Raw genomic sequence first — 23,460 nt, forward strand, 5'->3', positions numbered from 1 at the left:
GTATTGACACCACAACATGGATAGTTATATCTTTTAATCCAGAATTCTTCGACTGGTGACTTGATTCAATGCTGCTGCCCCATGGTCGGCTTCGCTTGCCGGTAACCAGCGGCGGGATGGCCAAAACGGTGTTTATGAGAAAGAGGACGGTTATTCTACCGGAATTCCTGCCGTTTGACGGGCAGCATTACCGGGAGTTGAGACGCAGAATCACCGTCCGTTTACTCCTGTTATATCTCGGGCCGGTTGTTCTACTGGCTGCATATTTTTATTTTCAGTATGATGCCATAGTATCGGAGAGCAATCGCCTTCATCTGCAAGCGATAGCCGAGAGCCAGGCCAAGACGCTGGATCTGTTTTTGTCGGAACGACTGGTGAATCTGTCGAACGTGGTAGATGATCCGCGCCTGGTTTTCCCTCCGACCTCAGAGTCGATGGAGGGGAATCTTCTAAAGCTGAAGCGGTACAGCGACGCGTTCGTTGATTTCGGTTATTTTGAATCGAGCGGTATCCAGTCGGCGTATGCGGGCCCGTACCCGTCGCTCGAAATGCGCAATTATCGGTCTGAGCCGTGGTACCAGACATTACACGATACGGACACCGGTTTTGTCATTACCGACATTTATCTTGGATTTCGCAATCGGCCGCATTTCACGATGGCGGTGAGTCGGGTGGTCGGGGGGCAGTTTGTCGCTTATCGGGCGACGCTTGATCCTGAGCGGATATACGAGTATATCAGTTCATTTGGCGATGGCCAGGACGTGTTTACGTCGATTGTCAATGCGGCGGGAGATTTCCAGCTTGTCGCACCGAGGATTGGCTCACCGCTGCAGCCAAGCGGAGTCACGCCGCCCCGGCTTCCTGCGCTGGGATTCCTGCGCACCGATTTGGGCGGAGCGACGAAGCCCCTGGCGTATTCCTGGCTTCGCAGCGCGGACTGGGCGCTGCTGGTGCAGGATGTGACGGATGAAACGGATGGCCTTCTGGCGGGGTACCGGCTTCGGATTATCGGTATCGCCGCGGGCATGATCCTGGTGGGCTTTTTTATCATCGTCATCCGCGCCCGTCGGCAGGTCGACCTGCAGATGGAGAGCGACCGGACACGCGCCCAGCTCGAGCATGCGGCCAAGCTGGCGTCGGTCGGTGAGCTCGCGGCCGGGATCGCCCATGAGATAAACAACCCGCTGGCATCGATCAACGAAGAGGCCGGTCTGGTACTGGACCTGTCAGATCCATCGTACGGCCAATCGATGTCTGCGGATGAACAGCGGGAACACCTGAAGTCAATACAGGAGCTCGTGTTTCGGTGTCGCGATATCACCCACAAGCTGCTCGGGTTCGTTCGCAAGTCGGACATGGACCTTCGGCAGCACAACATTCACACGCTCATCGACGGAGTAATTGACGGCTTGCTGGGGCCGGAGGTTGCGGTGTCGAATGTGGAGATCCGGCGGCGGTATACTTCGGACAGCACCGTGATAATGACGGACGGCAACCAGTTGCAGCAGGTGGTGTTGAATATCGTTAATAACGGTATCGATGCCACGGGGGGGCGTGGCGGCGTAATCGACATTGCGACCCAGGTGGTGGGGAGACGTCTGTTCATATCAATTGCGGACAACGGCAAAGGCATATCGCCGGAGCAGATGGAGAAGATCTTCGTCCCGTTCTATACGACGAAGGACGTGGGGAAGGGTACGGGACTGGGGTTGTCGGTGAGCTACGGAATAATCAAGAATCTGGGGGGAGAGATTCAGGTGGAAAGTCAGCCCGGTCGGGGAAGCACGTTCACGGTGGTGCTGCCCCTTCGATAGCAGGACGGAAGCTGTGATTCGTATCGTTAACAGCAGATAGTCAGAGAACGGCTCAGGCACGAGACACATACAGGGATGCGGCAGTATGAACAAGACGATAGTGCGCGAACTCATGGTACCGCTCGACGACTATGCGGTGGTCCCCGACACTGCCACGCTTCTTGATGCGGTGAAGGCTCTGGATCGGGCACAAGAGCGCCTTCCGGCGGGTCGTCAGCCGCACCGTGCGGTGCTGGTGGCGGATGCGTCGGGAGCTATCGTGGGCAAGATCGGGCAGCTGGGTTTCCTCAAGGGTCTCGAGCCCAAGTACAACATGCTGGGTGATCTGGACACGCTGGCGCGGGCCGGGGTGAGCGACACTCTCGTGTCGACCATGCGGGATCACTTTCGGTATTTCGAAGACACGTTCAGCGACATATGTCAGCGGGGGGCGGTTATTCCGGTGCGTGAGGTGATGCACGCAGTTCGGGAGGGTATAGACGAGAGCGCCACGCTCAGCGAGGCGCTGCACCAGTTAGTCATGTGGCAGCAGTTGTCGCTGCTGGTGACGCGGGGTGGTCGGGTCACGGGGTTAATTCGACTGTCGGACCTCTTCGATGAGGTTGCCCGGCAGATGAAGGCGCAATCCCGCGCATGACGACGGTACACCTGGGAGAATGCTATGGCGAAAGTACTTTTGGTAGACGACGAGGAGAAGTTCCGCACGTCGCTTGCCCGCCGCATGAACCTTCGGGGGTATGAGACCTCGGAAGTTGATAACGGAGAGGACGCCGTCAAGCGCATTCGTGCGGACGGCGATATCGACGTCGTTTTGCTTGACCGGACGATGCCGGGGATGAGCGGTGAACAAGCGCTCAAGGAGATGAAGAGTTTCCGTCCGGAGCTGCAGGTAATCATCCTGACCGGTCAGTCGACGCTGGAATCGGCGATGGAAACGGGTCGGCTGGAGGCCTACTCGTACCTTCGCAAGCCTTACGACCTCGACGATCTGCTCAAGATGGTCGACCGCGCGCGGGAAGACAAGGTGCATGCGATGGCGCGCCACGAGATCGTGCATGTAGAGAAGGGGTCGTTCTGGAAATGGCTGGTGGGTTCGCACAATTCCCGCCCGCTGATAATCGGTCTGGGTATTGTGCTGTTCTGCGCGATCACGTTCATGCCGACGCCGGATCGGATGCTGGCGTTGTTGTCGGCGCCCAAGACTGGAGAGATGACCGACGCCAATTTCGGATATGCCAGCTACCGTTCGATGACGGAGGGGCAGACTATAGCCGATGCGTACAGCAAGGAGGGAAAAGTCGCGAAGGTGTCGTACGAGGCCGACGGCAAAAGAGTATCGGTGCCTCTGACGCCGGAGGAGACGGCAACCAAGGCAAAGATCATGCTTGCGGTGCTGGTGGTGGCGGCGCTGTTCTGGGCGAGCGGAGCGGTGCCGGTCGGGATATCGGCGCTCATCGTGGCATTAGCCATGTACTTCGGCGGAGTCATGCCTCCCGACTACATCGCGCAATCGTTTGCGAAGGATTCGGTGATATTCATTTTCGGTGTGCTGGCAATCTCATCGGCGATCAGCAAGACCGGCCTGGATCGACGGATCGGGCTCTTGATGCTTGGTCCGGCCAGAAACCTGCCCAAGTTACTGTTTCTCTTTTTGCCGCTGCTTGGGATGGCCTGCTCATTCGTGTCGGAGCATGCGCTGATTGCATTCCTGATGCCCCTGTTCATGGTGGTGTACACGACGGCGGTCAAAACGGCGGGGATCCGAAAGGACCGGGCACTGGCGGTCATGTTCGTGCTTTCGATGACGTATGTCGCGAACTCGGGAGGTCCCGGTTCGCCGGCTGCGGGAGGCCGCAACGCGGTGATGATGAGTATCCTGGGCGACTATGGTCTGGCGCCGACGTTCGGGCAGTGGGTCATGTACGGATTACCGTTTGTGCCGGTGATGGCCCTGGTGATCGCGACGTACTTCTATCTCGTGTTCAGGAAGAAGCTCCAGGTGAAGAATCTCGATGTGTCGACGATGGTGCGTCAGGCCTCTGAGAAAATCGGTCCCATGAACGGCAAAGAATACGTTACAGCCACGGTGCTGGTGGTATTGATCGCCTTATGGGTGCTGGCGAGCGACATATACGGCATGGGCGGCCCGGTGGTACTGGCGATTGTCGCACTCAATATCTTTCGGGTGTTGCGCTGGCGCGATATAGCGAGCATTCCGTGGGATGTCGTGGCGCTGTACGCGGCCGCGACCGCCATGGGCAAAGGGTTGGCGATTACGGGAGCGGCGCTCTATCTGGCCGACTCGTTCGTATCAATCCTACCGATTTTTCTGCGCACGGGTGAGGGGCTCGCGATGGCGGCCAGTTTGTTCACGGGAATCGCAACCAATTTCATGAGCGACGGCGCCACGGTGTCGGCGATCGGCCCGATAACGATTCCAATGGCGAAAATAGCCGGCAGCAGTCCGCTCATGGTGGGACTGGCGACGGCATTTGCGTCGTCGTTTGCACATACCTTGATCATCGGCACGCCGAACAACGCAATATGCTATGCCCTGGCGAAGGATCCGTATACGGGAGAGCAACTGGTGACACTGGGGGACTTCATCAGGCACGGGGCGGTGGTCCTGGTGCTGTCATTCGCGGTGTTGTGGCTGTGGACATTTTACGGTTACTGGCGCTGGATCGGCTTTTGAGAAGGAGTGTAAAATAATGCCGGATGCGATCAAACTGCTCATTGTCGACGACGAGGTGAAGTTTCTGGAGTCGATTGCACAGCGGCTGAAGTTGCGCGGGCTGGACGTCACTACGGCGACCAGCGGGCGTGAGGCAGTCCAAGTCGCAGAAAGCCAGAAATTCGATCTCGCGCTGCTTGACCTGAAGATGCCCGGCATGGACGGCAAGCAGGTTCTCGAAATTCTGAAGCGGGAGCACAAGTTTCTCGAAGTGGTGATTCTGACCGGGCACGGCTCCGTGGACTCCGCAGTGGAGTGCACAAAGCTCGGGGCGTTCAGTTATCTGCCGAAGCCGTATGAGTTCGACGATCTCATCGAAGTACTGCGTCAGGCCTATGAAGCGCGACTCAAGAAGAAATTCCAATCGGATATGGCCAGGATGGAAAAACTGGCCGGGCTTGCAACGGGTTCCAGCGCATTGGGTATCCTGCGCGCGATGCGGGAACTCGACGACGAAGACCGGTAAGAGCCCGAGGGCACGGATCAAAAAAACAGGGCGGGACTGATGTCCCGCCCTTTCTGTTGTGACGAACGCCGAAGCGAGCGTCACGGATTCGGCACAGACTATTTCAGCAGATCGCAGGCCTGAACGCACGGGCGGGGCGCGGGTCCGCCGAGGAAGAGGTGATTGACAAAGTAGATGAGGTCAGTCAGATCAACCTCACACGCCGGATCTCCGTTGATGTTTGACTCGCCGCGACACGCCGGTGCGGGTCCTCCCAGGAACAGGTGATTTACGAGGAAGACGAGATCCGACAGATCGATTTGATCCTGCGGATCGTCGTTTACGTTGCCGGTCGGATCGGTGCAGCAGCTCGGCGGCGCCCACGTGAACTGCCAGACGTAGCTGCAACTGTCGGCGCAGGCGTTACCGGCTTCGTCCGTGATCTTGAAGTACAGGTCGTGAGCGCCCGGCTCCACGGTCGGTGTGGGCCAGCCGATCGCAACGTTGTCGCCCACGAGGTTGAATACCCACATCGGTTGCCACGGCCCGGTACAGCCATCGAGTCGGTAGAACCCGTACCCGAGGTCGATGTCGTCAATCAGATGGAACGTTATGGTCGGCAGCAGGTCCGTGTACGTCTGTCCCGAAGGCGGTGAGAAGACTGCCAGCGTGGGCCTGGTGCAGTCGATGCGCATGCAGCACCCTGCGATTCTATGCGGCACCGGATCCATGATGGTATTCATGAGAGCGCTGTGGACGATTTCGATTTCGGTCGAGGCCGCCTCGCCGACGCAATTGACGACAATTCCGAAGATTGTCACGGGCGTCAGTCCCAACTGGCCGCTGTTGATGTCGAACTGCACGACGATAGAGTCGGCGTAGGCGGTCGATGTCAGTGAGTAGTTGCCGGCGCCGATGCTGTCGAGTGCGGGGCCCGGCACGGCGGCAACGGGCTGGAGGTAGCCGGCCTGCACGCCGATCGTGAACAGCCCGGACCGGACGACGACGGTGTCGTAGTCCATCTGCAGCCAGACCGTGTCGATGCCATCGCAGCGATTGAGCTGTCCGTCAGGACCGAGGCTCAGCAGCGCTTCCGGCAGCGGCTGAACGACGACGGCATTGGATACGCACGTGGTTCCGGCGGCGACGTCGTTAAACGGAGTGACATACGCTTCCCACGTGTCGTACGCACGGGTTTCCGTGTACTTAATGGTATTACGGCCGGCCGAGTACAGCGAGGCAATCTGTTCCGGCGTCAGCGAGTAGTTGTATACGCACGGGTCGTCGATAGTGCCGACCCACGCGAACGTGCCTCCGTACGCCCCGATCTGCAGTAGTGCGTCGGTAACATCCACAACGGATGATACGGCCCTCGACACTTGAACACCATTCTTGTACAGGACCATGTCGCCGGTCGCATAGTCGAATGTCAGGGCGACAAAATACCACGTGTTGAGGGCGAGTGGTTCGGTATCCTGCACGGTAAACCAGGCGCCGTTGTGACCGCCCGCGAGACGATAACTGTTGACGCCCGGAGCCCAGAAGGCATGGCTGCCGGCGTTGGGCAGGTTGCCGGAGATGATGTTTCCGTTATTGGCGCTTCCGGCATCGGTCCGATACACCCACGCGGTTTTGGTGTAGGACGAGCCGGTCGGGAACGACAACCCGCCGCTCAACCATGACGTTCCGTCGAACTGGAAGGCACCAAACCCATCGTGGCCCGCTGAACTACTCCAGGCCGGTGCACCGACTGTCGTCACCGTCGCTCCGCTGCCGGAGTAGTCTGTCAGAGCGTTGTCGGGTCCGCCTTCCATCGGCAGGTAGAATGCCATGGTGGGCAGGCCGTTTTTGTAGAACGCCGTGGCAGACGTGGTTGCATCGGCAACCAACGTGAACGAGCAGATAAGGTCATCGGTGATCAGCGCTTCCGGTGACGTGGCGATCAGTTGGATGTCGGTCAGTTCGACTACCGGGAGAGGATTAATGGTGACGGTGTTGGAGACAGACGCCTCTCCCATTCCGGCGGCCGAGAACGGCGTGACGTGCGCTTCCCATACGTCGCCGACTTCCGTTTCGGACGGCACAATAAGGTCCGGTCCGGAGCCGTATATGGCGGAGATCTGGTCCGGGGTCACGACGAAGTCATACACTCGGGCATCGTCGATTACACCAAACCACGGGAAGACGGTTCCGTACACGCCGACCAAGAGTACCGGGTCGGTGACATCAAAGACAGTGGCCGTGGCGGTATCAACTTCCACGCCGTTTTTGTACAGCCTCAGCATGCCGGTTGTGTAGTCGAAGGTCAACGCGACATGGTACCACGTGGCGAGTTCCAACGGGTTCGGATCCATGACGGTGGTCCAGGCGCCGTTGTGTCCAGCACACAGACGGAACGACTGGTTGCTGGGCGCCCAGAATGCGTGGCTGCCGGGATTCGGATTGGTTCCGGAAATGATGTTACCCGCGTTCGCGCCTCCGTTGTCCGTTCGGTAGACCCAGGCCATCTTCGTATAGGAAGACTGCGTGGGGAAGGCAGTTGGGTTACTGAGCCATCCGCTTCCGCCGAACTGGTAGGCACCGAACCCGTCATGGCCCGCATTCTGGCTCCATGGCAGCGTGCCGACCACGGTCAGGTCGTTGTCGTTGCCGGAGAGGTCTGCTGTTGAGGTCGTGCTGCCCTCAAACGGGTACAGTGCGGTCACAGTTGGTGAGCCGTTGAGGTACCAGGCGGTCGCGGCCGTGACGGCGTCGGCCACCAACGTATACGAGCAGAACAAGGAGTCGCTGACATAGGCGTACGGCGACGATGCCGCGACGGTGAGATCGGCCAGCTCAATCTGCTCGAGAATGGTCAGGTTGTTCGAGATGTAGGTGTCGCCGGCTTCGGACGCAGAGAACGGCGTGACGTGCGCGGACCAGACGTCGAAGTGTTCGGTCTCCGAAGCCATGATGACGTTTTCGCCTCCGGCGGCAAACATGGCGGCAATCTGGTCTGCGGTCAGAGCCCGGTTGTAGATGCGGGCATCGTCGATTGTTCCAATCCACTGGTACTGGCCGTTATAGGCTCCGACCTGGAGCGTCGAGTCGGTCACGTCGGCCGAGGCCGCCGTACCCGTATCAATCACAACGCCGTCTTTGTACAGGGTCATGAGACGGGTCGACTGATCGTAGGTGACGGCCACGAAGTACCAGGTGTCGAGCGCGAGAGGATCGGTGTCCTGGACTACCTGCCAGTCGCCGTTATTACCTGCCGACAGACGGTGCGAGTATGCGGTCGGCGCCCAGAACGCGTGGCCGTTGGGGCCGACATTGCCGGACATGATGTTCTGGCCCGCCCCGGTCCGATAAACCCACGCCGACTTGGTATATGACGACACTACAGGGAATACTTCGCCGGCGACGAGATAGTCGTCACCGTCGAATTCCACGGCTCCGTTGCCGTCATGTCCGGTGGTGGCGTTGAAGGCCGGATCGCCCACCGGCGTGGCATTATGAGCGTTGCCCGAGTAGTCGTTCAACGCGGAGGTCCCGCTTTCGAATGGATAGAACACAGTCATGAGCGGGGTACCATCCAGATACCATGCCGTGGCCGCTGATGTCGCAGCGTCAACAAGGTCATAGGTGACCGTGAGGTCGTCTTCGGTGAAGTCGTTTCCGGACGAGCTGCTCAACACGAGATTGGCGATCTCCACGGACGGGATTTCATTGATCGTCAGGGTGTTCGAGGAGACAGTCGTTCCGAGGCCGGTTGCCGCAACCGGGGTGACATCGGCGTACCACTGATCGCCAATTTCGGTTTCCGATGCCATGATGACATCCTGTCCGGTGGAGTACATAGCCTGAATCTGGTCGTCAGAGAGCGCGAAGTCATATACTCGGGCGTCGTCGATACGCCCGAACCAGGGGGCGACATTGCCGTATGCGCCGACCTGGAGAGTCGAGTCGATCACATCCTTCACAGCGACGGTACCGGTGTCAATGAGCACACCGTCTTTGTACAGTGACATGAGGCCGGACGTATAGTCGAACGTGACTGCGACGAAGTACCAGGTTTCAAGGGCCAGCGGGACATTGTCGGCGACGGTCGCCGTAGCAATCCAGGCGCCGTTATGGCCCGCCCGCAGAGTGTGGCTCACGCCGCTGGGCGCCCAGAACGCGTGGCTGCCGGCGGTCGGGTAGTCGCCTGAGATGATGTTACCACACTGTGCCCCGCCCGCGTCAGTGCGATAGACCCAGGCCGTTTTGGTATACGACGACAGGGTCGGGAAGGTCTGACCTGCGGACAGGTAGCCCGTGCCGTCGAAAACGAGGGCGCCGGAGCTGTCGTGTCCCGCGGTGCCATTCCATGCCGGAGTTGTCCCGAGAGCAGTGACGGTGAGTGCGTTACCGGACAGGTCCGCCAACGCATTGGACGCCCCGCCTTCAAACGGCAGATACAGGCTCAACATCGGCGTGCTGTTAACATACCAGGCGGTTGCAGCGCCGTCGGCACCATCGGAAAGCGTATACGCGACCGTCAAATCGTCGTCATCATAGGAACCCGGGGTGCTGGCGGACAGGACAACATCGGATACCTCGGGCAGGTATGGGTTGATTGTCAAGACATTCGACGTGACGGCGGTTCCGACCGCAGTCGCTGAAAACGGAGTGACGGTTGCCTGCCATTCATCGTCGATTTCAGTCTCGGTGTGTTTGATAACATCACGTCCCTGCTGATACAGCGAGAGCACCTGTTCCGGAGTCAGCGCAGTGGTATACACGCGCACTTCATCCATGGAGCCGTGCCAGGGGAAGATGGCGCCGTAGATGCCGATATTCAGCTGGGTATTGGTTACATCGGGAGTCGTCGGATTGCCTCTACTGACTTCAATACCATCCCGGTACAGGATCATCAGATTGGTGGCATAGTCGAAGGTCATCGCAACACAGGTCCAGGTGTTGAGATCCAGTGAGTCCGGATCGTACACCGTAGTCCACGTGGAATTGTGACCACCGGACAGATGATAACCGTTGTTGCTGGGGGCCCAGAAGGCATGGGAGCCGGTGGTGGCGCCGCCGGAGATGATATTTCCGTAGTTGCCGACGCCCGCGGCTGTGCGATACACCCACGCGAATTTCGTGTACGACGAGTTGGTGGGGAAGTTCGGGCCGGCGGAAAGCCAGTCGTTGCCGTCAAAATCGTAACAGCCGAATCCGTCAACGCCGCCCGTGGCATTCCATGTCGCGTCGCCTGATACGGTAAGTGAGAGGCCGTTTCCGGAGTAGTCGGCCAGTGACGCGGTTTGGCCACCTTCAAAGGGGAAGTACGCGCGCATGATCGGGCTGCCGTTGCGAGACCACGACGTCGCGGCGGTGATTGCGTCGCCGCCCAGCGTGTACGTGCAGGTAAGATCGTCATCGGTGAAGTTGTTCGGAGTTGATGCGGCGACCGTTACGTCGGTAACGGCAGGCTCGGTAGGGCCATATATCGTGATGGTATTTGACTTGACGGACGCACCGGCTTCCGTGCTGGAGAACGGCGTTACCCAGGCTGCCCAGTCGTCGCCGATCTCGGTTTCGGTGTAGCGCAGAGTATCAGTACCGCCCGGGGTGTACAGGGTCGCGATCTGCTCGGGAGAGAGGGCGAAATTGTACACGCGAGGATCGTCAATGGTACCCGTCCACCAATGGCCGGGTCCGAAGGCGCCAACCGTTATCGTATTGTCCGTGACGACACTGTCAGCCACGGGGACGGTGGCGGTGTCAACAACGGCGCCGTTCTTGTACAGGACCATCATTCTTGTCGCGATATCGTAGCTGACTGCGACGAAGTACCATGTGTCCAGGGCCAGCGGTTCGCTGTCCTGTACGGTGGTCCAATGTGAATTGTGACCGGCCGACAGTGCGTGCGAGGTGCTGGTAGGAGCCCAGAAGGCATGTCCGCCTGCACCAAGGTCGCCGGAAATGATGTTGTTGTTTAAGGTTCCCGTGCGGTAGACCCAGGCGGTTTTGGTATACGATGAATTGACCGGGAAGTTTTCACCCGCGATCAGGTGGTCGTTGCCATCGAAGTCCATGGCTCCGAAACCATCGTGACCGCCGGTTGCCGTCCAGGCAGGATCTCCGACAGCGCTGACTGTAACCGACTTACCGGAGTAGTCATTCAAGGCGTTCGCGCTGCCGCCCTCGAACGGGAGATACAGGGACATGGTTGGGAGGTCGTCCTTCAGCCATGCCACGGACGCGGTGGTGGCGCCCCCTTGCAGCGTGTATGTGGCAAAGAGATCGTCATCGTCGCCGTTTTCCGGCGATGTCGCACTTATGAGGACATCGCTGAGGTAGACGGACTTTATCGTCACCGTATTGGAAAACGCCGGCGCTCCCTGAGAGGTGTCCGAGAACGCGGTGACGCGCGCAAACCACTGGTCGGTGATGGACGTCTCGGCGGCATCGATACGGTTTTCGCCGTCAGAGAAGAGTGTGCTTATCTGGTCGGGCGAGAGGACAAAGTTGTACAGCCGGACATCATCGATAACACCCTCGAACTCTGAGCCGCCCTGATACGCGCCGATCTGGATCGTAGCGTCAGTACAGGCCGGAGCGGTTCCGCGGTCGACCTCGCTTCCATCTCTGTAAAGAATCATCTCACCGGTGGAGTAGTCGTAGGTGAGGGCAACGAAGTACCAGGTGTCTTCGCTGAGTGCGGTTGCGTCCTGAACGACCGTCCAGTTGCTGTTGTGACCGGCTATAAGGACGTTGCCAAGCGAAGCGGGACAACGAATAACATGTCCGCCCGCGCTCACATCGCCGCAGAAGATGTTGTTCCAATCACTGGCCTGTCTGTTGATCCACATCGTAGCACTATACGACGCGTTGACCGGGAAGTATTCGCCCGCAGACAGGTACGCGTCATTGTTGAATTGAAAAGCCCCGGTGCCGTCGTGGCCGATGGTGCCGGACCATACGGGACTGCGCACCGGCGTCAGCGTCCGGCCGTTGCCGGAAACATCGTGCAGCGCGTTGGTGTCTCCACCTTCGAAGGGGAAGATCATCGCGGCAAGCGGCGAACCGTTGCGGAACCATGATGTGGCTCCCACCACCGCTTCGCCGTCAAGCGTGTAGGTGAAGATGAGATCGTCGTCGTCGAGTTCAAACGCCGAGGTTGCGGTCACGGCCAGGTCCGTGACTCCAACGTCGTTGGGAGCCCACGAACTGGTGCCGAGGACGGAGTCAAGTGCGGTGAACCAGACGTTGCCCATTTTGCCGTACCCGACATCGTTCGGATGAACGGCATCGGCGAGGTCTGCCGGATATGTCAACGCCTCGAACATGTCGACAATCGCGATATCGTCGCCGGCGGCGATCCGATCCTGCGCAATAGCCAGTACCCCGGCATTAAAATCGGCAGTTTCGGGATCATAGCCGCCGTCGCGCGAGATGATGGCAGCTAGTATCACCTTGATGGAGACCCCGTAGGTCGATTCGTAACGGTCGATTTCGTCGAGGATCTGCGCGACTTCCTGCGGATTGGCATCGCCATGCGAAATGTCGTTGGTGCCGATGTGGAGCAGGACTATGTCGGCGGGATTCTGTACCAGCCAGCCGTAGACATAGTCCCGAATCTGGTTGGCGTGCCAGCCGCCGTGGCCCTCGTGGTCGCGGTCGAAATCGAGAGGTATGCCCCCGATTTGCGACCCGACGAAGTCCACCCAGTAGCCGGCGTTAGTGAGTTGCAGGTACAGCGACCTGCGATAACCGGTGTCGTCTGAGCTGCCAACGGCTCCGTCCGTAATGGAGTCCCCCAGCGGCATTATTCGGACCGGCGCCGGTTGAGCCCAGCCAGCGGTCACCAAAGTGACCAAAGCCAGGCATGTGAGTACCAGGGTCGCCACGGACACGTGACGATCCGGTGTGTCTTCCACTCTTCTTGCCTTCATTTGCGCCCCCGCAATTGCATGTACGGTTGATAATGATGAGGTTAGCAGAGGATGACGCGACAGCCGAGAGAGGGAGTCATCTGTGGTGTATCTGCCCCGCAGAGCCGGAATGGTACTGCCCCCATCGTACTGCCGAGACGCAACACGTCGATAGCAACCAGGTGCCGACGTCACCCCCTGTTAAGTGATTTCTACCTCTAATCGCTTCTGTGGGACGTGACATGTACCGAGTCGCATCGGATGCGGCAGAATAGGGGAAAGTCGCGCATGCAGTCGAGCGTGACGCTGCCGTTCTGGATTACCATTGGACCTAGCCCGATAGTGACGGAGTCCTTGTCGCCCACTTTACCTGTAATATGGACAACGCACTCCATTCGTCAAGGAGTATTCTGAGCAAGTCCATGAGAATCCTATTAGTTAGGCCAACGCGACACCCAATGTCGCATTAACTGCGACAGAAATTGACTGCAATCGTCGGCAGATGGTTTGCCGAAGAGAGTGTGCTCTACTGACGTCGGCTTACGCGGGCGAGCATAGTGAGGAGGCCGAAAGAGACTATGGTTCAGGAGCAGAGCAGCCGACGCGCAGGTCCGGACCGCCGAGGAAGAGAAGATTCACCAAGTAGATCAAGTCGGAGAGATCAACCTGGCAATCACCGTTGACGTCGCCTGTGAAAAGCGGGTCCGGTTGAGCTCCGCCAAGGAAGAGTCCGTTAATGAGGAAAATCAGGTCGGCAAGATCGGCGGCGTGATCGTGGGTAACGTCGCCCAGCATCCATGTCCAGAACTGCAGGGTGTCTGTCGAGGCGGTTGTCAGGTCCGACAGATCGGTTGCTTCGACAAACCACCAGTAGCGGTGGCCGAACCGGAGAGAGTCGGTCAGCGTGTACGACGTGTCGCGAATTGAATCCATTCGGGCAACAACGTCGCTGACGGAATCGCGTGCTATCAGAAGCGAATACGAGACCGTGTCATCCGGGTCGGTATCGAGGGAGGGATGCCAATCGAAGGTCGGCAGCATTTCATAGATAATATTGAACGGAGTTGCGCTTGACGGTGGGGCGACGCAACCAAATGAACCGGGGGCGGTCGGGCCGCCGTTTACCACGAACCAATCCGGCTCGGCCCATTCGCCGTACTCGTATCCGTCGAATGCGCGTGATCGCCACCAATACGGCCGGTCATCGCCGAGCGGCGGTGTGACACTCCATCCGGTCGAGTCAGGAAACCCATCTACCGCGGCAACGGAGGCTATAACGTCGTTGAGCAGGCTGTCGGTGCTCACCTCGAAATCGTAGTATAGCGGGTCGTTTTCGAAATCGATTGCCTGAAGAACGAACAGAGTCGGTGACAGCGTTTCAACGATTTGTCCGTTTCGCGGAAAGCGGAGCGGTGGGGGGAGTGGTAGTGAGTTGACGCGGAAGGGCATTTCGTGCCAGCGCGACCACGAGTATCCGTTGTTCGCTCTCAGGCGGAGGAAGTAGACGTTGCCGTCGACCAGTGGTTCGCCGGCGTACACAATGAGGGAATCCGTGATTTGCAGTGAGTCCGGGTTCCAAAGCTCTGCGACTGCCCAATCGGCGTCCTCACCGAACTCCACTTCGACAAAAACCTGCGGATGACCGGCGGTGTCAAAGAACATCCACTCAACGAGCGGGGTTTCATCGACAACGTGCAGGTTACTGTCCAGTCCATCGATCAGAATTCGACGAATCTCCGGCCGTCGGGCGCTAACCGATATAACAACCAGCCCGGTATCTGCCGATTGCTCGTCCTCTGCGACTATGGTAATCGCATGCTGACCCGTATCGCCGTACGGTATGATCCACTCCAAGCCGCCGATACCGGCGCCACTGTCCACGAATTGAGCGTCAGCGGGGAGATTCTCGGCGCGGAGCGATGGCGGGATACCGTCTCGATCGATAGCGGTGACGCGTAACGCTGAAGTGTCACCCTCAAAGGCCGACAACGCGGAGATTGAGTCGATCTCAGGAGGGATATCTACGTCGGCAACGACAACAGCGATCGTCAGTGTATCTGTGGCGAGGGAATCATCGAGCGCTCGAACGCCCAGATGATACTCGCCGTGCTGGTTGTATTCCGGAGTCCAGTGTACGGCCGCCGTTCCGTTGCCGCTGTCTGCAAAGGACGATCCGTCAGGGAGCGAATCAACGACAATCGCCGGGATTACGCCATCGGGGTCGATTGCAGAAATCACGATTGCCAACGGCTGGCCTTCGCTTGCGGTGACGGAATCAGGCGCCTCGAGAATCGGCGGACGATTGATGTTCAGCACGGTGATCAGAAACGCCAGCGTATCGGCAACGAGAGAATCATCGACTGCTATGAGTACGACTTCATGCGCTCCCTGATCATCGTAGCCCGGCAGCCATTCGAATGCACCGAATCCGAGCGAGTCGATTGTGAAAGTCGCCCCCGGCGGGAGCAAATCGGCAAACAGGTCAGGAGCGGTACTATCGGGATCCCGTGCAATGACGGACAGGAGTAGGAGGTTTCCTTCGAAGGTGCTCGTGTCGGTGATCGGCAAAATCACCGGGGCGGCGTTGCGATTCTCGACGGTTATCGCGGTAATCATGGTGTCGGAAGCGCTGGAGTCGTCGCCCGCAACGAAGTACACTTCGTACTCACCCGCCTGCCAGAAGTCGGGCGCCCATCGAAATCTGCCGGTTCCGTCCAGCTGGTCGGTGAAAACCGCGCCGTAAGGGAGCGAATCCGCCGACAGGGTCGGGATCGTACTGTCCGGGTCGGACGCCTGAACCGTAAAGGTGAGAGAATCACCTTCAGCGACCTGCCTCGGGGTAATCTGGTTGAGTTGCGGCGGGTCGTTTGTTGCGACTACTCGAATGAATATCAGAAGTGTATCACTGAGATAGCCGTCGGACACGCGAGTCACCAGCGACGTATCCGATTGGCCAGCGATTGGGGAGCCGAATACACTGTCGGCTGAGACGGTGAGCCATGAGGGGAGAAGATCATATGAAATGACCGTGTCCGGCGCAAAGGAATCCTCGAAGGCAGTTCTGTAAGAGAAGTTCTCACCTTCGAAGGCGATTACGGAATCGGGTGACGTGATCACAGGGGTTTCGTTCAGGCACGCAACGGGGTAGGCACCGATGATCGTGCTGCAGGGGCTGAGTGAATCGGCGCATGGTGAGATATCATAGAGCGTGAACTCGTCACCAGCGGCGTTGCAGTAATACGGATTTGCCGAGAAGTTCCCGTCTGCACCGAGCTGCGGCAGCAATAAGTCGATCCAATCTCCTCCCTCATTGCCGTATATGTTGCTGCACGTGAGCGCGGGAGTGCTCGAAGAATCAGCGACAAAAATGCCGGCGCCGGATAAACTGAATGAGATAACACTGGCGACAATCCCGATCGAGCTGGTGGCCACGTATAGCCCGCCGCCAAGACCGGGCTCTCCAAAACCGGAAGTGTCTGCGCGGTTGTGGCTGAGAGTCACGTGATCCAGGGTCAGATCGGAGGCTGAGGCAAACAGGGCGCCGCCGCGCGCAGCCTCGTCGAATGTCATATCCCGTGCGGTGTTATGGGCAAGCAGAGAGTGACCGAGGGCGACCGCAGAGCGCACAAGGTAGACTGCGCCACCGTGGGTTGCCTGATTTCTCAGAAACACGGTGCTGTCTACGGTCACGACGGAAGAATCGGCGAATAGGGCGCCGCCCCGGTAGAAGTTTTCTACCGAATTGTTCTCGAATCGACTCGACAGGACCGTCAGGGACGAGGAGTCATCGACGTAAATGGCGCCGCCGGCCGAGGTTGCGGAATTGGCCACGAACTGACATCTGAGCACGGCGAGGACGGACCGATACGCGGCTATCGCGCCACCGTACGGGGTGGGCCCGCCGACACCACCGTCGCTGGCAATGTTGTTGGTGAAGGAGGTGCTGTCGATAGTAACGGTTGACTGCTGGACGGAGACGGCGCCGCCGAGACCTTCGGCATCCGACAAGTTGTTGCTGAACTCGCATCGGCTGACAGTGACATCGGAGCCGTTGCGAATTTTCAGTGCCCCGGCGACATAAATCGGCAGCTTGTCGGTTTCTTCGGGGGTTTTGCAGGCAGAGCACCCAACTACGTTGTCGGCAAATCGACAGTCGACAAACGAGGGCGAGGCATTATCGACCAAGACTGCTGTGCCCTGTCCGTCCAGATAATAATCTTCAAAGACGCAGTTGTAGAAGCGAGGGGAGACGCCCTGCAGGTGCACCATACCGGTGTAGGCGTCGCCGTTTCGAAAGGTGATGCCCGAGATGGTGGTGGTGGAGTCTTCTCCCGAGTGGAGATAGAGCGCTCTCAGGCCCGATCGCTGGCAGTCGATTCGGGTGGAGTCGGCTCCAAACTGGGAAGTGAGTACGAGCGATTTTCCGTCGAAGTCCACGGCCAGATTGCCGGAACCGGTAAAGGTGCCGGAGGCAAGCAGGATCGTATCTCCGGGCAGTGCAGCATCGACAGCCGCCTGAATGGTCGCATACTCGCCGGGAACGTTGAGTACGGTTGCTGAGGCCCCGCCGGCGAGCATTAATATAGAAGCGACAAACAGCCCAAACCGTGAGCAAATTACCATGCAAATCCCTATGCCACTGGTGTTCCGGAGAACCGGTGCGCCCAACAGGTAATCGAGGCAGGGGTAATTAGTCGACCGCTTACACCAGTGTCAAATACTAAAGATTCTGCCGTCAATTATAGTAATCGGACGTCGCGGGATTCGCTCTTAGATTGATCTTACGTTGCGACGGCTTACTAGTATAACAATCCGACACGGCAAGTGGTTGCCGGCGGCCGCATATGAGACAGTCCCCCTGATTCATGGCATCTCAACGCAGGTGTCCCTGGGGAGTCACCCTCCGCGTACGCCAGACGCGGGAGGCCGGAGCCAGCGGCGCTATATAGTAAAGCTTGCAGTCTGCTTCGTAACTATCCGTGGATGAATGAATTAGGGAACGTCCTGACGTTTCTTTCTCATCGATAAGCCGATCCGGTTTCGATCCAGATCGATAGCTATCACGGTGACAGTGACTTTCTGTTGTGGCCGGACGACTTCGTTGGGGTCTTTGACATATCGGTCGGCGAGTTCACTGATGTGGACCAGACCGTCCTGATGGACGCCTATATCGACAAAGGCTCCGAATGCAGTCACGTTTGTCACAATGCCCGGTAACGACATTCCGACCTTGAGGTCCTGCAGCGAGGTAACCGATTCATCAAAGCTGAATGATTCATAGGCGGCCCTCGGATCGCGACCCGGCCGGTCGAGTTCCGCCAGGATATCCTGAAGTGTGGGGATGCCGATTGATTCGGTTACGTATTTTCTGAGTTCAATCTTCTTCCTAAGCGATTCATCTTCCATCAGGCGGGAGATCGTGCAGCCGAGGTCGGCGGCCATTCGTTCTACGACGGCATAGCTTTCCGGATGAACTGCGCTGCGGTCGAGCGGGTGGGAGCTGTCACGAATCCGAAGAAAGCCGGCGGCTTGTTCGAATGCTTTCGGGCCGAGGCGCGGGACTTTTTTGAGTTCGCCCCGGGAAGTAAAAGGGCCATTCTCTTCTCGGTACGCAACGATTTGTGTAGCGAGGGAGGGGCCCAGGCCGGAGACATAGGTGAGCAACTCGGAGCTCGCCGTATTGACCTCGACCCCGACCGAGTTTACACAACTCATGACGGTATCATCGAGTCCGACTCGCAGCAGCCCCTGATCGACATCATGCTGGTACTGGCCGACACCGATCGACTTGGGGTCGATTTTTACCAGCTCGGCCAGCGGATCAAGCAATCGTCGGCCGATTGATACGGCGCCGCGAACGGTGACATCATGATCCGGGAATTCTCGTCGCGCGACCTCGGACGCGGAGTAAATCGACGCTCCCGATTCGTTTACCATCTCAACCGCTACGTGATCGGGGAGCCCGGCCTCCTTCAGGAAGGTCAAGGTTTCACGGCTGGCCGTTCCGTTGCCGACGGCGATGACGTTGATTTTGAATCGTTCGCAGAGGGCCTTGATATCGACCGCGGCTTCACGTCGGGCTGTATCGCCGGAGTGCGGAAACACGGTGGTGTGGTGTTCGAGTTTTCCCTGGCGGTCAAGGCAGACCACCTTGCAGCCGGTTCTGAAGCCCGGGTCAATGGCGAGCACGCGCTTTCGACCGAGCGGCGAGGTCATCAGCAGCTGCCGGAGGTTTTCGGCGAAAATTCGGATAGCCTCCTGATCGGCGCGAGCCTTAGCGGTTGCCCGCGTTTCCGTCTCCATAGAGGGGGCGAGCAGCCGCTTGTAGCCGTCGGCCACGGCGACTCGAACCTGCTCAGAATCGGGGCCGCTCCCGGTCACAAACATCTTTTCCAGAATCGAGAGAGCTTTTTCTTCGGGTGGCGCGATTTTCAGACTCAGGAAGCCCTCGGTCTCGCCTCGGCGCATTGCGAGAATTCTGTGAGAAGGGGCGGTTGCGACCGGCTCCTGCCAGTCGAAGTAATCGGAGTATTTGACACCATCGGTCTCTTTTCCCGAAAGCACGTGGGAGAAGATCACGCTTTCGGCCGAGAACAGGTCCCGCAGCTTGCTACGGGCCTCAACGTCTTCGTTCACCCATTCGGCGATGATGTCGCGTGCACCGGCAAGGGCTTCATCGGCGGTTGCGATACCTTTTGATGAATCGACAAACATTGCCGCAGCATCAAACGGATCGACACCATCCTGTCCGAAGATCATCTCGGCCAGGGGTTCCAGGCCTTTTTCGCGGGCTATTGTCGCGCGGGTCCTGCGTTTCGGGCGGTAGGGCAGGTAGAGATCCTCGAGTTCGGCCATGGTTGCCGCGGCTGCCAGCGAGCCGCGAAGCTCGTCTGTCAGGAGGTTACGTTCTTCCAGAGATTCAAAAATAGCGATACGGCGTTTCTCCAGCTCGCGGAGCTGGTGAATGCGGTCGCGTATGGCGGTAATGGCGACCTCATCGAGGCTGCCCGTCATCTCCTTGCGGTACCGAGCGATGAACGGGACTGACGCCTGGTCATCAAGAAGGTGGATGACCGCGGAGACCTGCCTGGGGGTGATTGCGAGCTCCGAGGCGATGCGTTCGGCAAAGACGACTTCCATATAGTCCTCAGTTACGGGAGATTCGACGGGCACAAAATACGAAAAAAAGCGAACGTTGCAACTGTCAGTAGCGCGAAGGCGAATTTTGCGCTGTACGGCGGGACGACAGGGCCGTATTATTGCATTTCAGGTAAGGAGAAGAGCGAGGCGGCAGAAGACATGTGTCGATACGGCGGGCCGTCTCGTGAGCCGCACACCGCGGACAGGAAAAGTGAAACCACTCGCTGAGGGGCGCATTTCATTGTGACACAAGACGGAAGCCCGATTATCGAACCAAAAGACAGATTGCCCGAAGTAAGTCTCGCTGACCTGCCGGGGCGGCTCCGGGAGGCCGCCGCCCGAGCCGGATGGAAGGAACTGATGCCGGTGCAGGCGCGGGCCATTCCATACCTATTGCGTCGGCGCGACCTGATGTGCCAGTCGCGCACGGGCAGCGGAAAGACCGGGGCGTTTGTCCTCCCCATTCTGGAACGAATAGACATAGCCAGTATTGCGACGCAGGCACTGGTTCTGGTTCCGACCAGAGAACTTGCTCTCCAGGTGGCGACGGATGCGAAGACGCTGGCCGGAGACAGCGGGGTAAGGATTGCATCGGTATACGGCGGCGTCGGGTACGGTCCGCAGTTGAAGTCGTTTCAGGAGGGTGCACAAATCGTTGTCGGTACGCCCGGCCGTATCCTGGATCACCTGATTCGCCGGACGCTCTCGCTAAACGGTCTGAAGATGCTTGTCTTCGATGAAGCCGACCGCATGTTGTCGATGGGCTTTTACCCTGATATGAAACGCATTCAGGAGTTTCTGCCGGAACGCGCCTCGCTCAACGGATACATGTTTTCGGCGACCTTTCCGACACAGGTGCTTCGTCTGGCGGGGCAATTCCTCAACAAGCCGGAGTTGCTGAGCCTGAGCCGTGACCACGTGCATGTAGCAGAAACCGAACATGCGTATTATGTGGCGCCGGCGATGGAGAAGGACCGGTGTCTCGTCCGGATAATCGAAATGATCAACCCGGCGTCGGCGATTATTTTCTGCAATACCAAGGCCCAGGTTCACTATGTCGGTACCGTACTTCAGCGGTTTGGTTATGACGCCGACGAGCTGTCGGCCGACTTGAAGCAGCGTTCCCGCGAGAAACTGCTCGAGCGACTTCGCAAAGGGCAGCTTCGCTTTCTGGTGGCGACCGACCTGGCGGCCCGGGGCATCGATATACATGAATTGTCCCACGTGATTCAATACGAACCGCCGGAGGATCCCGAGGCTTATATTCATCGTGCGGGGCGGACAGGTCGTGCCGGCGCGACCGGCGAGGCGATTACGCTGGTGTCGGGGCAGGAGCAATCCGAACTCATGCGTATCGGACGGCGGTTTTCGATCGACTTGCAGCAGCGTCCGATGCCGACGGACGACGATGTGGCCCGCGTGGTATCGGAGCGGCTGACCGCTTTGCTCGAGTCGCGTCTGCGTGACCGCGACAAGCTCCAGACCGAACGAATGCAGCGCTTTCTGCCGCTGACGCGGTTCCTTCACGAAAGCGACGAGGGGCAGAATCTGTTGGCGATGATGCTGGATGATTTCTACCAGCGATCATTGCACGCGCCGCCGTCTCCTCCCGAGGAGCCGCCCTCACCGGTGAGTGAGGCGCGTGGTGAGGAGGGAGAAGGAGCCAAACGGGCGCGGCGACCGCGGCGGCGGCGGGGCAAGACTCGGGAGTAGGCTTCAGAAGCGCGCCGTAAAGATATCCTGACCCGATCAGCAAGAAGAAAGGGCGAGTCATAAGACTCGCCCTTTGTGTATGCTATCAATGATGCTGCGGTTTATTCGCAGTTCGGGTCACACGGCATGGGAGCCGCTCCCTGCAGGAAGAGATAGTTCACCAGATGGATCAGGTCCGACAGGTCGGCGTCGCAGGCGGCATCGCCGTTAGTATTGGCGGCTGCGAGGCATGCCGGCGCAGGACCGCTGTTGAACAGCCAATCGACCATGTAGATCAGGTCGGAGAGATCGACATCGCCGGCGATATCGTCGTTGATATTACCGGTGTTGCCGACGCAGCAATACTGGGGGCACGGGTTCGGTGTGCAGGAGGTGCCGTCGCCCTGATACGTCCCGCCGGACTGGCCGCATTCGGTTGCCGTCAATTCCGCACAGGACCCATCGAGGTAACAGCAGGCGCCGGTCGGCTCACCTATCTGGCCAAGCAGACAGAAAGACAAGTCGCCCGCTTCCGGACCGAGGACGGACGTGGCATCCAGCAGGTAATGTTGGTTGTCGATGCCATATCCGCTCATCCAGAGGAACCAGCAGGTGGCGGCATCCGTCCCCTGTATGGAAAGCCAGCCTTCGCTCAGTGCCACCGGGCTGGTCAGTTCGACGCGGTATTCATCGAGAGTGAACCCGGAGAAGAGGAAGGCAGTCGGGATCCCGGCCACCGAGACATCAAACGTGGCAACCGGTGTGCCGGGTTCGCCCGCGTCATCCTGGTAGAATACGATTTGCAGGTCGCGAGGTGTTTCATCGCATTCCGACCAGCCGGAGCCGGGGTTGTAGGCACTTATCGCCCAGAAGTGAACGGCGGCGATGTCGGTCGTGAGACCCTCGAAGTAGTCATACCGAAGCAGCGGGCCATCGGTGAATCCAACGTCGCTCACTCCGGCCGACCATCCGGAATAGTCCGGAGTGTGGGTAGACTGCCCGAAGATGGTCGTGTCGACCGGGCAGTAGTCGGGCGGCGGCTCACCCACCACTACATCGAGGAAATAGGTTCCACTGGCAGTGCCATAAGCGTCAATAACAATATAGTAGGTGTTGCCTCCTGTCACCGGTACACCGACCAACTCGGATTTGTAGCCGTCACTGCCGCAGGCATCGTCGTTACAGGCGTGAGGCGATCCGGGGATGACGGCATTTTCATAGATGTACATCTTGGTGTCGTACAATGACTGACAGAGGGACACGTCGATCCACTCGTTTGCGGTCGGCGTGTACGAGTACACAACATCAGGGGCCGTCGAGCCGGTGTACGGACACACTTCGTCATAGTCGTTGGTGTAACCGGTGGTGGTTCCAGAGCTGGAGAATGGAAGTGACGGAATCACGACGGCCGTCGCGACGTTGTCGCCGCCCTGCTTCGTAACCTGTGGATCGGGCGGCGTCAGTTCGCCGGTTGGCGGTGGTTTTTCGATCGAGAACGTGGACTCTGCGTTGAGAGATCGTTCAGCGGTCGCCAGATCGGCCACCGCCCACGCCGCCAACACGAACACCACGAGCCCGATGCATACGGTCCAGAGTCGCGCCCTTGTCATACAAACCTCCTCTGCGAGACGTGAAAGAACGGGAAAGGAACCAAGCTACTGGTGTCGTCGTCATCACCGAAGCAGGGAAGTTCTCCATGGGGTGAACTCGCGGAGGCTCTCCATCACGGAGATATGC

The 23,460-nt window shown here is 58.7% G+C and carries 9 protein-coding genes; 5 read left to right on the forward strand and 4 right to left on the reverse strand.

Annotated features, from left to right (window positions below; translation table 11 throughout):
• Window positions 1–68: 68 nt before the first annotated feature.
• From RBT76_03865 to RBT76_03880, 4 genes are all read left to right on the forward strand, one after another.
• Window positions 69–1,814, forward strand: a complete 1,746-nt coding sequence (locus RBT76_03865) for an ATP-binding protein (protein ID MDX9856906.1) — start codon at window positions 69–71, stop codon at window positions 1,812–1,814.
• Window positions 1,815–1,899: 85 nt separating this feature from the next.
• Window positions 1,900–2,451, forward strand: coding sequence for a CBS domain-containing protein (locus RBT76_03870; GenBank protein ID MDX9856907.1), 552 nt, complete (start codon window positions 1,900–1,902; stop codon window positions 2,449–2,451).
• A gap of 24 nt (window positions 2,452–2,475) precedes the next feature.
• Complete coding sequence (locus RBT76_03875) at window positions 2,476–4,509, forward strand: SLC13 family permease (protein ID MDX9856908.1); 2,034 nt, start codon at window positions 2,476–2,478, stop codon at window positions 4,507–4,509.
• A gap of 16 nt (window positions 4,510–4,525) precedes the next feature.
• On the forward strand, window positions 4,526–5,014 hold the full coding sequence (locus RBT76_03880; GenBank protein MDX9856909.1) for a response regulator: 489 nt from the start codon (window positions 4,526–4,528) through the stop codon (window positions 5,012–5,014).
• Between the two features lie 98 nt (window positions 5,015–5,112).
• Here the strand turns inward: RBT76_03880 and RBT76_03885 are convergent, their stop codons facing one another.
• The 3 genes from RBT76_03885 to RBT76_03895 all read right to left on the reverse strand — a co-directional run bounded on the left by RBT76_03885 (window position 5,113) and on the right by RBT76_03895 (window position 20,031).
• The gene (locus tag RBT76_03885; protein ID MDX9856910.1) at window positions 5,113–12,912 is read right to left on the reverse strand and encodes a LamG-like jellyroll fold domain-containing protein; all 7,800 of its coding nucleotides are present in this window, start codon (window positions 12,910–12,912) and stop codon (window positions 5,113–5,115) included.
• Window positions 12,913–13,467: 555 nt separating this feature from the next.
• A complete protein-coding gene (locus RBT76_03890) occupies window positions 13,468–17,514 on the reverse strand; it encodes a right-handed parallel beta-helix repeat-containing protein (protein ID MDX9856911.1) in 4,047 nt (1,348 codons plus the stop codon).
• Window positions 17,515–17,883: 369 nt separating this feature from the next.
• Window positions 17,884–20,031, reverse strand: coding sequence for a Tex family protein (locus RBT76_03895; protein ID MDX9856912.1), 2,148 nt, complete (start codon window positions 20,029–20,031; stop codon window positions 17,884–17,886).
• A gap of 243 nt (window positions 20,032–20,274) precedes the next feature.
• Here RBT76_03895 and RBT76_03900 point away from each other — a divergent pair, with 243 nt between their 5' ends.
• Window positions 20,275–21,744 (forward strand): DEAD/DEAH box helicase, encoded by a 1,470-nt coding sequence (locus tag RBT76_03900; GenBank protein MDX9856913.1) that lies wholly within the window; start codon window positions 20,275–20,277, stop codon window positions 21,742–21,744.
• A gap of 101 nt (window positions 21,745–21,845) precedes the next feature.
• Here RBT76_03900 and RBT76_03905 read toward each other — a convergent pair whose 3' ends face one another.
• Window positions 21,846–23,333 carry a hypothetical protein gene (locus tag RBT76_03905; protein ID MDX9856914.1) on the reverse strand — a complete coding sequence of 496 codons (1,488 nt, stop codon included), beginning with the start codon at window positions 23,331–23,333 and terminating at the stop codon, window positions 21,846–21,848.
• Window positions 23,334–23,460 lie beyond the last annotated feature (127 nt).

The sequence above is a fragment of the Candidatus Zixiibacteriota bacterium genome (genome assembly GCA_034003725.1).
In the GTDB taxonomy this organism is placed as follows: domain Bacteria; phylum Zixibacteria; class MSB-5A5; order GN15; family FEB-12; genus WJMS01.